The following is a 13,530-nucleotide window of genomic DNA, read 5'->3' on the forward strand; positions in this document are numbered from 1 at the left end:
AAAGCATCTAAGTGTGAAACTCGCCTCGAGATGAGATTTCCCATTCCTATATGGAAGTAAGACCCCTCAGAGATGATGAGGTAGATAGGCTAGAAGTGGAAGTGTGGCGACACATGGAGCGGACTAGTACTAATCGGTCGAGGACTTAACCACGAAGTGGTGGTCCGGTTAAAGAAAAGAAGATCATGATTCAGTTTTGAGTGGATAACGCTCAGAGTGTGGTGATGATGGCACGAAGGATACACCCGTTCCCATGCCGAACACGGAAGTTAAGCTTCGTCGCGCCAAGAGTAGTTGGGGGATCGCTCCCTGCGAGGGTAGGTCGTCGCCATGCGACTAAAACGTCAATCTGATGATTGGCGTTTTTTTGTGTCGTGAAAGGTGCCTCATTAAGGCGCGGCGCCTTTCAGTAAGAAATGATAGTCATGCGTTGATTAAGCCTTGAAGCCAGTGAAAAAGTCCGTTATACTAACAGATGTGCTATTTGCCGGATTAGCTCAGTTGGTAGAGCATCGGTATCGTAAACCGAGGGTCAGGTGTTCAAGTCACCTATCCGGCATAAATTCGTGTGAATATCAAAAAAGCCGTCACAAAATGTGACGGTTTTTTTGATGACTAAATCTGAAAATACGTGTTTATGTGTTGTCGCCGCCTTAAATAACGGTTCGTCAGCGTCATAAAGCAAAAAAAAGTGCAACAAGCGCACAACAAGTCTTCTGTGCATTCTGCCACTTAAACATGAGAAAAACACTTGAAGATGGTTAAAAGATTAGAATTATTCGCCTAAAAATGGCGAATAAATTAAAAGAAGGTTTGACTATCGCCATTTATAACCGCTATAATTGTTTTATCGTTTTTTTAAACGGGGAACTACAACTGAATATTTAGAGCATTAAGAATCCCCGAAAAGTCATGGCCTTCGGGCTGCTATTGGGGGATAAATTAGGAGGATTCTTTTGGAAAACAAGAAATACGATACAGCGTTTTTTGGACAACCCCGCGGGTTAGCAACGCTGTTTTTCACAGAAATGTGGGAACGTTTCAGTTATTACGGAATGCGTGCCATTCTGTTGTTCTACATGTACTTTGCCATTGATAAGGGTGGTTTAGGTTTTAGCCAAGCTACTGCAAGTTCAATCATGGCTATTTATGGATCACTTGTTTATTTATCCAGTGTACTTGGTGGATTTTTGAGTGACCGTGTCTTTGGACCACGTCGCACTGTGTTCATGGGTGGTGTCCTGATTATGTTTGGGCACATTGCGCTGGCCATTCCGGCTGGTGCAACGGCATTGTTTGCATCCATTGCGTTGATTGTTGTTGGTACTGGGCTGTTAAAGCCAAACGTATCGGAAATGGTCGGTGCTTTATACACGACTGAAGATCGTCGTCGTGATGCTGGATTTAACATTTTCGTCTTCGGAATCAACATGGGGAGTTTATTCTCACCATATATTGTTGGGACCTTGGGTGAAAAGGTTAACTTCCACCTCGGTTTCTCCTTGGCTGCTATTGGGATGTTCTTTGGACTGATGCAGTACTGGATTGATGGTCGTAAGTATCTAAGCAAAGATGGTTTGTATCCATCAGATCCAATCGAACGTGATGACATCAAGCCATTAGCTGTTCGTTGGGGACTCGGCGTCGTTGCATTGATTCTAGTGCTTGTTTTAATGAAGTTAATGGATGCATTGAACCTTAAGAACGTCATTTTGTTGATTAGTATTATTGCCGTTGCAACGCCAGTGGTTTACTTCATTATCATGTTGTCGAGTCGCAAGGTGACGAAGAACGAACGTCGTCACGTGGTTGCGTACATTCCGCTGTTCATTGCTGCAATGTTGTTCTGGGCTATTGAAGAACAAGGCTCTGTTGTCTTGGCACTGTTTGCACAACAACGGACTAACTTGCAGATTGGTGGTTGGACAATGCCAGCTGCGTACTTCCAGTCACTTAACCCTGCATTTATCATGTTATATACACCATTCTTTGCCATTTTATGGACAAAGTTGGGCAAACGTCAGCCTAACACCACAACTAAGTTTGCATATGGATTGGTAATTGCCGGTATTTCATACCTGTTCATGGCTTTACCTGGATGGCTTGAAGGCACTTCTGGTCGTGTTTCCATCTTGTGGTTGATCGGAAGTTGGGCGATTGTTGAAATCGCTGAACTGCTGATTTCACCAATCGGACTGTCTGTTACAACTCGCCTTGCACCAAACGCCTTCCGTTCACAGATGATGAGTATGTGGTTCTTGGCTGATGCTGCTGGTCAAGCCGTCAACGCACAAATCGTTCGTTTCTACACGAGCGATACTGAAGTTTCCTACTTTTTGATTATAGGGGCCGTCAGCGTTGTTTTGGGACTTGTACTGTTTGCCTTCCGTAAGCCAATCTTTGGCCTTATGAAAGATGTCGAGATTGCCCAGGATTAAGAGTCTAAAACGTAATCATAAATAAGTTTGTGCTAAAATGTGCTCAACAGCTGTTGAGCACATTTTTTTAGAAGGTGAAGATAAACGATGGTACGTGTGGCCCTGACCAGTGATAATCACTTCGATGTTAATCAACTGGATAGCAATGAACTATTGAAACATCAGGCTCAAGTATTAGCCGATTTAAAGGTAAAGTATTATATTATTGCAGGCGACACGTTTAATGATTTTACGAAGACCGTGCACTATGTTGATGTATTACAACATGAACTGGGCAGTCAAACGGAAGTTTACTTTTTGGCTGGTAATCATGATATGGCTGCCGGAGTGACGTATGCCGAGCTTGAAACCAGAATTAACGCACATTATCTGCACAATCAGTTTGTTGATATTCCAGGGACTGATTGGCGGATTGTCGGTAATAATGGGTGGTATGACTATACCTTTGCCAGCCAGTTGTTTAACGAACGCTCTGTCGCTGACTTTGCTCAGTGGAAACGCGCTTATTGGTTTGATGGTGTCATTGAACAGCCAATGACGGATCCAGAAAGAGAAGATGTGGTCTTACAGCAGACGACTAATCAACTTTTGGATGCCACAGTGGCTAGCAAACGTGTTTTGTACGTCACGCATTTCGTGCCACGGGCTGAATATACGCGGATTACTGATGATGATCGTTTTTGGAACATGGCAAATGCAATGTATGGTAGTCGTCGCCTCGGCGATGTCTTGACCAAGGGACGCGTTGTTTACGCGCAGTTTGGTCATCTGCATATTAAACCTGAACCACGAACGTTTGACCATGTGACCTACTTTAATCAGTCTGTTGGCTACAACACGCACCGTTTGCAAGAATGGCGCCATGCTGATTTTATGAGTGAATGGCAAACCCGACTAAGAATTTTGAACTTACAATAATTCCTGATTACGCTTGAATTCAATGGAAATTTTCGTTAGAATAAAAAAGTTGTCAGGAACGGCGGAATAGCGAAGTGGCTAAACGCAGCGGTCTGTAAAACCGCCCCGAAAGGTTCGTTGGTTCGAATCCAACTTCCGCCATTTATTGGGATATAGCCAAGTGGTAAGGCAACGGACTTTGACTCCGTCATGCGCTGGTTCGAATCCAGCTATCCCAATTATATAGCGTAAAGAAGCAGGTATTACCGTTAAAGGTGATACCTGCTTCTTTACGTTATAGGGATAACTATGGTATTCTTATATGCGAACATACGTTTGAAAAAGGATAAATTATGACAGAACAAACATCACTTTTTGATCAAAATGACGCAAATCAACCATTAGCAAGCAGAATGCGCCCTCAAACGCTAGCAGAGTTTGTTGGGCAACAACAGTTACTTGGACATGGCAAAGTGTTGCGTCAACTTATTGATGACGACGCGGTTTCTTCACTGATTTTTTGGGGACCACCGGGTGTGGGGAAAACGACTTTAGCCCGGATTATTGCGAATAAAACGCAGGCCCGTTTCATAAACTTCAGTGCAGTCACCAGTGGTATCAAAGAAATCCGTCAGGTTATGGAAGAAGCGGAAGGCAATCGACAAATTGGCGAACGCACAATTGTGTTTGTAGATGAAATTCATCGATTTAACAAGGCGCAACAAGACGCTTTCTTACCATTTGTTGAAAAAGGAAGCATCACCTTGATTGGTGCTACGACAGAAAATCCATCATTTGAAATTAATTCGGCGCTATTGTCTCGAACCAAGGTTTTTGTGCTTCAGCCGTTAACGCATGACGATTTAATTCAGTTGCTAAATCAGGCGCTTCATGACGATCGCGGCTTTGGCAAACAAAAAATTCATATTAGTGATCAAACGATTGGGGCAATTGCGGACTTTGCCAACGGAGATGCCCGGGTGGCCTTAAACACGCTAGAAATGGCTGTGTTGAATGGACAGCAAGTGGGTGAGGTAACAACGGTCGATCAAGACGATGTCGCCCAGTTAGTATCCCGAAAATCCCTAATGTATGACAAAAAGGGTGATGAACACTACAACATTATCTCCGCATTGCATAAATCAATGCGAAACTCTGATGCGGATGCTGCACTTTACTGGCTGTCACGCATGTTGGAGGGTGGCGAAGATCCGCTGTACGTGGCCCGTCGGTTAATTCGATTTGCTAGTGAAGACATTGGCTTAGCCGATTCACGAGCTTTAGAAATTGCGGTGGCAGCCTATCAGGCGTCTCATCTAATCGGAATGCCAGAGTGTACCGTTAATTTGGCTCAGGCGGTGGTTTATTTGTCGATGGCACCGAAATCCAATGCGATTTATACGGCTTATTCAGCCGCCAAACATGATGCGTTGCATTCTATGGCTGAACCAGTTCCTTTACAGATTCGCAATGCTCCAACCAAGTTAATGGCTGACTTGCATTATGGCGAGGGTTATCAGTATGCTCACGATACGAAGGATAAGCTGACAACACTACAAACGATGCCAGACAATTTGATTGGTCACGTTTATTATCAGCCCACTACCCAAGGTTCTGAAAAGAGGTTTGCAGAGCGTTTGGCGCAGATTCGTGAGTGGCATGCCGAACACGATGATCATCTAAATGGTTAGCTAGATGATATTAATGATTCACAGTTTAAGTAATCTAATTGTTTGGTTAATGACTTAAAAGCACTATAATAACTGCAAGTGTAACCAATAAAAAATGAGGCGATTATATGGTTCAACCAGTGGCGGTCACAGATTTGTATAAGTTAGTTTCACTTGCACAACCCGTTGCGACATCAGATGCAGTCTTTTTCTTGCAAACGCAGATGCGCGAACAGGAAGACGATTATGCAACATCTATCCAACGGTTTGATTTACATACGCACGCAACGACAACTTGGGGAACGTTGTCTGGCAAGGATAATGCGCTAGCAATCAGTGATGATCAGCGCGTACTGACGTTTACCAGCGAAGATCCGAATCATCAGCGGCAGGTGTTTGCACAATCATTAACTGGTGGTTCGCCAGTTCAAATAACGTTTGATGAGTTTGGTGTCAGTGCTTATGACTGGGATGCCAAACATCAAATCGTATACTATCAAAGCGCACCTAAGAAAGATGGCAAACGACCAGCTAAAGCAGATCCTAAACGACCACAGACAATCAGCTACACCAAAACAATTTATAAGGATAATGATCTCGGTTATTTTGCTGAGGATGAACGCTATGTTATCAAGAAGCAGATCATCGGTCACAAAACAGCAACAGAAATCTTTGAAAATCCGGAAAAGTTTTCCATGGGCCCACTATCTCACGATGGGCGGTTGTTGACCTATTCAACGGCCGGAAAGCCAGAAGATGACAATGATTTTAGCGAACTGACATATGCGTTAGACACTGAAACCGGTGCAAAAACTGTTTTGACTGGCAGCTTAATGGCAGCTTCACTTAGTCCAGTAGGATTCAATGATAGTGACACCGATTTATTGCTTTGGGGAACGACAAACGAGATTCCTAATATCTCTGCCTCACATTTGTACAATTACCATTTCGCAGATCGACAGCTAACTGATCTAACACCGGATAAGGATGTTGTGGTCGGCGACATGATTATGAATGCTGATTTCCAACAAAACCTTAGTGGTCGGGTAGCAGCGTTCGTTAGTGATCAACAGTACGTTTATACCCAGTTATCACAGGGGACGTTACGGCTCATGATGGCCACGTTGGGTGATTCACTCAGTGATCATCAAAAACTCGTATCAGGGCCGCGACATGTCACTGACTTTACAATTTCTGCAGATCATGGCGAGGTTTTCTTCACTCAGTCTGCTTGGACGACAGTTGCTAAACTTTCAGCGATTGCATTGAAGGATGGCAAGGAACGAGACCTGACTGATCCTAATCATCATTATGAAACGACTCACCAATTAGTAGAGCCGCTTCGGTTTATATTTACCAGTGATGACGATGTGGAAGTACCAGGCTGGTATTTGCCGCCAATTGATGCGCAGGCAAAAACAAATTATCCAGTGATTCTCTATATTCACGGTGGACCCGGTGCTAATTACGGGGAAACCTTCTTTCATGAATTACAATTTCATGCCAGTGAAGGCTATGGTGTGATTGCCATTAATCCACGTGGTTCGACCAGCTATGGACAGGAATTCCAACTTGGCGTCATTGGTCATTACGGCGAGGGCGATTATGCTGACTTAATGAATGGCTTAGATCACGTGCTAGAACTGGATCCTAAAATTGATCAAGATCGATTGTACGTTACTGGTGGTTCATACGGTGGGTTTATGACCAACTGGATTGAGAGTCACACGAATCGTTTTAAAGCAGCGGTAACAGCGCGTTCCATTGCTGATTGGATCAGTATGTATGGGACGAGTGATATCGGATATTATTTCCTGCCGTGGGAACTTACCGGTGAGCGAACGATGAAAGCGACTGATTTAAAGCCGTTGTGGAATGCTTCGCCATTGAAGTATGTGGCCAATGTGTCGACACCCACTTTAATTCTTCACAGCGAACAGGATTTTCGCTGTCCAATTGGTCAGGGTGAAGAGTGGTACACATCATTGAAATTGAATGGTGTTGAAACGAAGATGGTTCGTTTTCCTGGTGAAAACCACGATCTGTCGCGAATAGGTAAGCCACGTTTTCGAATTGAACGCATGCAACGAATTCACGATTGGTTTGCTACTCATCAATAAACTAGGAGGATAACTATGGCCCAGTTATATCATGATGTCGTTGATACCAGCGTTGGTCAGTTACAGTTATTAGTTTCAGACAAAGGCTTGGTTTTTGTTGGTTCGCCCAATGCTACGTTAAGTGAGGCAAAGGGTTATTTAAACAATGTGGATGCTGTTGATCAGGCAATTACCGATGACCAAAAAACGTCGAAGTATCGACAGCAAATTAGCGATTACTTCGAAGGCAAACGTCGTGATTTTGATTTGCCGATTGACCATTTTGGCACTGGTACACGTCTTCAACAAGCTGTTTGGGATGCATTGGTACTGATTCCGTATGGGATGACTTGTGATTATACAACCATTGCCGCTAATATCGGCCAGCCTTCAGCAATTAGGGCGGTTGCGACAGCAATTGCGAAAAATCCGATACTGATTGTAACGCCATGCCATCGGGTTTTGCGTAAGGATGGCGGATTGGGCGGTTATCGCGGTGGTCTAACGATGAAACGGCAACTATTAGCACTTGAACGTACTGTATAGTTTAAGGCGTGTAACGTTAACCTAATGTTTAAAAAATTATTTAAGCAACATAATTGTTCTTCATTCACCGCTGAATGGATTTAATTAAGCTGTTAGGCAATGGGCACTTATGTTGTTAGTTACAAGGAACGCAGTCTTTAGATTGGAAAGCCAATTTTGACTACGTTCTTTTTGACCACTCGCTTAGACCGGAAATTATTTTTAGTGACTCGTAGTTGCATTATTGGTCTATATCAGTTACATTCTAATCAGATATGACATTATCTGCATTTTTTGTGACAGTGGTTATAAAGATGTGGCATGTTAAAAACAGATGCGGGGAGAGACGGTTCATGCAACTCGGATTTATTGGTGTTGGCGGTATGGCCCAGGCGATTATCAAAGGATTGATTGCCGCAGATGCACTGGCACCTTCAGATATCATTGTGCACAGCGCTCATAAGGAGCACTATCAAGCGTTTGCATCCTCAACAGGTGTGCGGATGGCAGATAGCAATGCGGCAGTCGTTCAAGACAGCGATTTTGTCGTGTTAGCAGTAACGCCGAATATCGCACCCGATGTTTTAAAAGAGACACGTGACGAGTTAAACCAGGGACCTAAAGTATTAATTTCGATTGTTGCAGGTCTATCTTTACAAACAATGGAAGAACTGGCGGGATACGATATGCCAATTCTGCGGACCTTGCCAAACGTTAATGTAGCCATTGATGCAGGGATGACAGCTTTAGCTGTTAATGAAAATTTAACGGGTGCCAAGTTAGCAGATGCTAAGGGGCTGTTCGATGCAATTGGAAGTACCACTGTATTGCCGGAAGCGGATTTCAGCACCTTTTCTGCCTTGGCAGGTAGTTCTCCAGCTTATATCTATTTCTTCATTGACGCACTCTCGCGTGCTGGTGTTAAGCATGGTCTTAACAAAAAAGAGGCGACGCGGATTGCTGCAGCCGTAACGGAAGGTTCAGCTAAAATGGTGCTTCAATCTGACAAGATTCCGTTTGATTTAATTGATCAAGTTTCTTCACCAGGTGGTTCAACTGTTGCTGGGTTGCTAGCAATGGAAGAAGCCGGGTTCATGACTGCTGTAGTAAAAGGGATCGATGCCACAATTAAGCGTGATCAAGAATAAACGCGTTGAAAAAGTGGTCTATACCAGCTATACTGGAAAGCGTAACCAAATGAGCTTTTTCAATGGAGCGTGTTAACTACCCCAGTGTTTAAGGTGTAGCGGCACATTTATGAGGAGGAAGATTCAATGAGTACGGTTTTGAAACATGCGATCATCTACACGGGTGAAGAAAAGATTGATGATGGTTATTTGCGGTTTGGTAAAACGATCGAAGCAGTCGGACCGATGAGTGATTACGTTGCTGAACCAGACGACGACGTAGAATTTGTGACGGGTAAAGTAATTGTTCCCGGATTTATCGATGTTCACAGTCATGGTGGTTATAGTTTTGATTCAATGGACGGCGATCCTGACCAAATCAACGAGATGGTCAACGATATGGTTCACGAAGGAATCACAACACTGTTTCCAACTACGATGACGCAGTCTACCGAACATTTAAATCACGCGATGGAAGGAATTGCCAAGGCTGCTGAAGAGAACCCAGTTATCCAAGGAATCCATCTTGAAGGGCCATTTATTTCCGCAACTTATAAGGGTGCCCAACCTGAAAAGTATATTTCAGATCCTAACATTGATTTGCTCGATAATTGGAACAAACTTTCGGGAAACCGTGTTCGCTTGATTACATACGCACCAGAAGATCCTGGTTCGCGTGAATTCGAAAAATACTGTCTGAGTCATAACATTGTGCCATCTGTTGGTCACAGTAATGCTACCCGTGAGCAAATGCTCGCTTCTAAGGCAACGCACGTTACGCATTTGTACAACGCACAACGTGAATTTAAGCACCGTGAACCTGGTGTCACTGGCCATGCGATGTTGGAAGATAACATGTACTGTGAATTGATCTGTGATGGATTCCACATTGTGCCAGATATGATCAAGTTGGCCTATGAACAAAAAGGTGCTGAACGCATTGATCTAGTTACTGATTCAATGCGCGCCAAGGGGATGCCTGAAGGAATCAGTGAACTTGGTGGTCAAAAGGTTATTGTTAAGGACAAACAGGCACGTCTGGAATCTGGCAACTTGGCCGGATCGGTACTCCGTTATGACGATGCATTCCGTAACATTCAATACTTTACTGGTTGTGGTATCGAAGAAGCTGTTCAAATGTCTTCTGTTAACCAAGCTACCGAATTTGGTTTAACCAGCAAGGGTGGCTTACAGGCTGGTAAAGACGCTGACTTTAACATCATGGATCGTAATCAAAACTTGGAACGGACTTACAGTTATGGTCGTCGTTTTGATGACTAGCTAGTTTTCAATTACTTGAGTTCCAGCCAGGTTGACTAAAACTAAGGGATGAAAAAAAATGGCCTCACCAATTTACATTCAAATTCATAATCGTTTACGGAAAGCCGTGGAAGATGGTCAGTGGCAAGTTGGGGATAAAATCCCCTCAGAACGTGAACTTGCCATTCAGTTTGGCGTGAGTCGAATGACCTTACGACAAGCCGTTCAGACGTTAGTGGAGGAAGGCCTGTTAGAACGACGTGTTGGCGCGGGCACATATGTAGCTAATCGTAAGGTGCAAGAGCGTGTTTCTGGTGTAACTAGTTTCACTGAGTTGATGGAACAGGCTGGTAAGGTGCCATCTTCACGAACTGTGTCCTATCACATCACAACACCATCGCTTTCAGAAAGTGAAAAATTACAACTCGCACCTAATGAACAGATTTTGCGAATGGAACGAATTCGTTTCGGCAACGATGAACCTATCTGTTTTGAAGTGGCCACTGTGCCTGAACGATTGATTCGGCGTTTTAGCAAGGAAGATGTTACTAACTCACTGTATCGCGTGCTGGAAGACGAGGCTGGCCTTAAAGTTGGTCACGCTCAGCAAACAGTGTCGGCAATGACAGCCAGTGAACGGGTAGCTGAATACTTGAATGTTAAGCGTAGTGATCCATTATTGCGTTTACGTCAGGTTTCATTCCTTGATGATGGTACGCCGTTTGAATATGTGCGGACCCAGTATGTCGGTAACCGATTTGAGTTTTACCTAGAACGTTAGTTGAGTAATAAAACAATGATTAAACGTGTGTCTGTGTGACTGTTTTCCATAATTGCGACAAGCAAAGTAGTTCTTTTGTATGTTGAAATTGTGGGGAATGACCATGTGGACACACGTTTTTTAATGCAATGAGGGCATTTAACAAAGAAATTCACAAGATATGGTAAAATATGAGAGTTAAGAAAAATTAGTCTAAACAGAAAGGGAATAATTGCGATGGTTACGCGTTATCCAGATGACAGCCTGACGCTTCATACAGATGCATACGAAGTTAATATGGTCCAAACTTACTTTGAGGATGGAGTGGCTGATCGGCACGCCGTGTTCGAATTATATTTTCGTGACCTACCATTTCACAATGGTTATGCGGTATTTGCAGGCTTAGAGCGGGTTGTCGACTACATTAATCAACTGCAGTTCACTGATTCTGACTTAGAGTATTTGGCATCTACGAAACAATATTCTGAGAAGTTTTTAAACTATCTGCGGAATTTTAAGTTCACGGGGACGATTCGTGCTGCAAAAGAAGGCGACCTGGTTTTTAATAACGAACCATTAGTTCAAGTTGAGGGAACGTTAGCGGATTGTCAACTCGTTGAAACGGCTTTGTTGAACATTGTTAACTATCAGACTTTAATTGCTACGAAAGCTGCCCGCATTCGCTCAGTAGCTGGCAATGACGGTATCTTGGAATTTGGTACGCGGCGGGCACAAGAAATGGACGCCGCTATTTGGGGAACTCGTGCTGCTTACATTGGTGGGTTTGATGCCACTAGTAATATGCGCGCTGGTAAAATTTTTGGAATTCCAATTAGCGGTACTCATGCCCACAGCTTGGTGCAAACGTACCGTAACGACTATGACGCTTTCATGGCTTACGCCCGTTCTCACAGGGACTGTGTTTTTCTTGTAGACACCTATGACACACTGCGTTCAGGTGTGCCAAACGCCATTCGTGTGGCCAAAGAGATGGGCGACAAGATTAACTTTTTGGGTGTTCGTATCGACTCTGGTGACATGGCATATATTTCAAAACGTGTGCGCGAACAGCTTGATGAAGCCGGTTTTCCGAATGCTAAAATTTATGCGTCGAATGACTTGGATGAGAAGACGATTACCAACCTTAAAATGCAGGGCGCTAAGATTGACGTTTGGGGCGTGGGAACAAAGTTAATTACGGCGTTCGACCAGCCCGCGCTCGGGGCTGTGTACAAACTGGTCTCCGTTGAAAATGAACGGGGTAAAATGGTTGATACGATTAAGTTATCAAGTAACGCTGAAAAAGTATCAACACCTGGTAAAAAGCAGGTTTGGCGGATCACCAAGAAAGCAGACGGTAAATCTGAAGGTGATTATGTTGCGTTATCTGACGAACGGCCAGACGAAGCGTCACGCTTGCATATGTTCCATCCAAGCTATACGTATATCAATAAGGATGTGACCGACTTTGACGCCCGTCCCGTACTGGTGACGATTTTTGAAAATGGCAAGCAAGTTTACGAGTTACCTGAGTTACAAACGATTAAACAGTTTGCTGCAGATCAGTTAGCATCGTTGTGGGATGAGTACAAACGAGATCTGAATCCACAAATTTATCCCGTTGATTTATCGCAAAAGCTTTGGGATCACAAGCAAAATATTATTAAGCAAGTTCACAGTTATGTCAGTGAATTGAAATTTGACGGACAGTCCTAGGCTATCCATCTATTTCAGTAGTAATTAAGTTATGGAGGCCTTCGTACATGAGAGAAAAACAGGCAGAAATTATTAAGGCACTCGGTGTTAGCGCTGACTTTGATGCGGAACACGAAATTCGAAAAAGTGTCGAATTTTTAAAGGACTATTTGAAAAAGAACACGTTCTTAAAGGCACTCGTTCTAGGTATCTCTGGTGGTCAAGACTCTACACTTGCTGGCAAACTATCACAGATGGCGATTGCAGAGATGCGTCAGGAAACCGGCGATGATCAGTATCAATTCATTGCGGTTCGTTTGCCATATGGTGAACAGGCGGATGAAAGTGACGCGATGGATGCCATCACGTTTATGGAAGCCGATAAGGTAATGCGGGTGAATGTTCAGGCGGCGGTTGACGCTGGTGTTGCCGCGGTTGAAACTAATGGGCTGACGGTGTCCGACTTTAACAAGGGCAATATCAAGGCACGTGAGCGCATGGTGGCTCAGTATACGATTGCTGGTGAAGTTCACGGTGCTGTTGTAGGAACGGATCATGCAGCCGAAGCCGTTACCGGATTTTACACGAAGTACGGCGATGGCGGCACGGACATTGATCCTTTGTATCGGTTGGACAAACGGCAAGGAAAAGCGATGCTGAAGGTCTTAAACGCACCGGAACATTTATACTTGAAGGTTCCGACTGCTGACCTGGAGGACGATCGTCCGGCGTTACCTGATGAGGTGGCCCTTGGCGTCACATATGACGACATTGATAATTATCTGGAAGGCAAAACGATTAAGGACGCTGACGCTGAAAAGATTGAAAATTGGTATAACAAGACGATGCACAAACGCCATATGCCGATTACAATTTTTGATAATTTTTGGCGTTAGTTCAAACTTATTACTTGTGTTTAACTAATCATTTCGATATACTTTTGCTTAAGATAAATGAGGGAGTAACTAATGGTGTTATCGCACACAGATTTTGTGTCGTGACACCGTGACAACGCCACCAACAAGATTCGTTCTGGTTTTGTCTTAAATAGTGAGACTC

General features: G+C 43.8%; 10 protein-coding genes, 3 tRNA genes and 2 rRNA genes. All 15 read left to right on the forward strand.

The features are described 5' to 3' along the window. A 23S ribosomal RNA gene (locus G400_RS0113040) occupies positions 1-153 on the forward strand; the annotation flags it as partial. Positions 154-217: 64 nt separating this feature from the next. Then, positions 218-334 (forward strand): 5S ribosomal RNA (rrf, locus tag G400_RS0113045). Between the two features lie 152 nt (positions 335-486). Beyond that, positions 487-559 (forward strand) — tRNA-Thr (locus tag G400_RS0113050). Between the two features lie 397 nt (positions 560-956). Continuing rightward, a complete protein-coding gene (locus G400_RS0113060) occupies positions 957-2,438 on the forward strand; it encodes a peptide MFS transporter (RefSeq protein WP_017262584.1) in 1,482 nt (493 codons plus the stop codon). Positions 2,439-2,525: 87 nt separating this feature from the next. Then, positions 2,526-3,356: a metallophosphoesterase gene (locus tag G400_RS0113065; protein WP_017262585.1), complete on the forward strand. Its 831-nt coding sequence runs from the start codon at positions 2,526-2,528 to the stop codon at positions 3,354-3,356. A 60-nt stretch (positions 3,357-3,416) separates the two neighbouring features. Next, positions 3,417-3,497: transfer RNA gene (locus tag G400_RS0113070), tRNA-Tyr, on the forward strand. Positions 3,498-3,502: 5 nt separating this feature from the next. Next, a tRNA-Gln gene (locus tag G400_RS0113075) sits at positions 3,503-3,574 on the forward strand. A 114-nt stretch (positions 3,575-3,688) separates the two neighbouring features. After that, positions 3,689-5,026 (forward strand): replication-associated recombination protein A, encoded by a 1,338-nt coding sequence (locus G400_RS0113080; protein ID WP_017262586.1) that lies wholly within the window; start codon positions 3,689-3,691, stop codon positions 5,024-5,026. A gap of 107 nt (positions 5,027-5,133) precedes the next feature. Then, positions 5,134-7,125 carry an alpha/beta hydrolase family protein gene (locus G400_RS0113085; protein WP_017262587.1) on the forward strand — a complete coding sequence of 664 codons (1,992 nt, stop codon included), beginning with the start codon at positions 5,134-5,136 and terminating at the stop codon, positions 7,123-7,125. 15 nt (positions 7,126-7,140) lie between these two features. Then, the gene (locus G400_RS0113090; RefSeq protein WP_017262588.1) at positions 7,141-7,650 is read left to right on the forward strand and encodes a methylated-DNA--[protein]-cysteine S-methyltransferase; all 510 of its coding nucleotides are present in this window, start codon (positions 7,141-7,143) and stop codon (positions 7,648-7,650) included. 332 nt (positions 7,651-7,982) lie between these two features. After that, positions 7,983-8,777, forward strand: coding sequence for a pyrroline-5-carboxylate reductase (proC, locus tag G400_RS0113095; RefSeq protein ID WP_017262589.1), 795 nt, complete (start codon positions 7,983-7,985; stop codon positions 8,775-8,777). Between the two features lie 126 nt (positions 8,778-8,903). Beyond that, positions 8,904-10,037, forward strand: coding sequence for an N-acetylglucosamine-6-phosphate deacetylase (gene nagA, locus G400_RS0113100; RefSeq protein WP_017262590.1), 1,134 nt, complete (start codon positions 8,904-8,906; stop codon positions 10,035-10,037). A gap of 58 nt (positions 10,038-10,095) precedes the next feature. After that, positions 10,096-10,797: a GntR family transcriptional regulator gene (locus G400_RS0113105; protein ID WP_017262591.1), complete on the forward strand. Its 702-nt coding sequence runs from the start codon at positions 10,096-10,098 to the stop codon at positions 10,795-10,797. A gap of 216 nt (positions 10,798-11,013) precedes the next feature. Next, the gene (locus tag G400_RS0113110) at positions 11,014-12,492 is read left to right on the forward strand and encodes a nicotinate phosphoribosyltransferase (RefSeq protein WP_017262592.1); all 1,479 of its coding nucleotides are present in this window, start codon (positions 11,014-11,016) and stop codon (positions 12,490-12,492) included. A 47-nt stretch (positions 12,493-12,539) separates the two neighbouring features. After that, the gene (nadE, locus tag G400_RS0113115; protein ID WP_017262593.1) at positions 12,540-13,367 is read left to right on the forward strand and encodes an ammonia-dependent NAD(+) synthetase; all 828 of its coding nucleotides are present in this window, start codon (positions 12,540-12,542) and stop codon (positions 13,365-13,367) included. Positions 13,368-13,530 lie beyond the last annotated feature (163 nt).

The organism is Furfurilactobacillus rossiae DSM 15814 (assembly GCF_000428925.1).
Lineage (GTDB): Bacteria > Bacillota > Bacilli > Lactobacillales > Lactobacillaceae > Furfurilactobacillus > Furfurilactobacillus rossiae.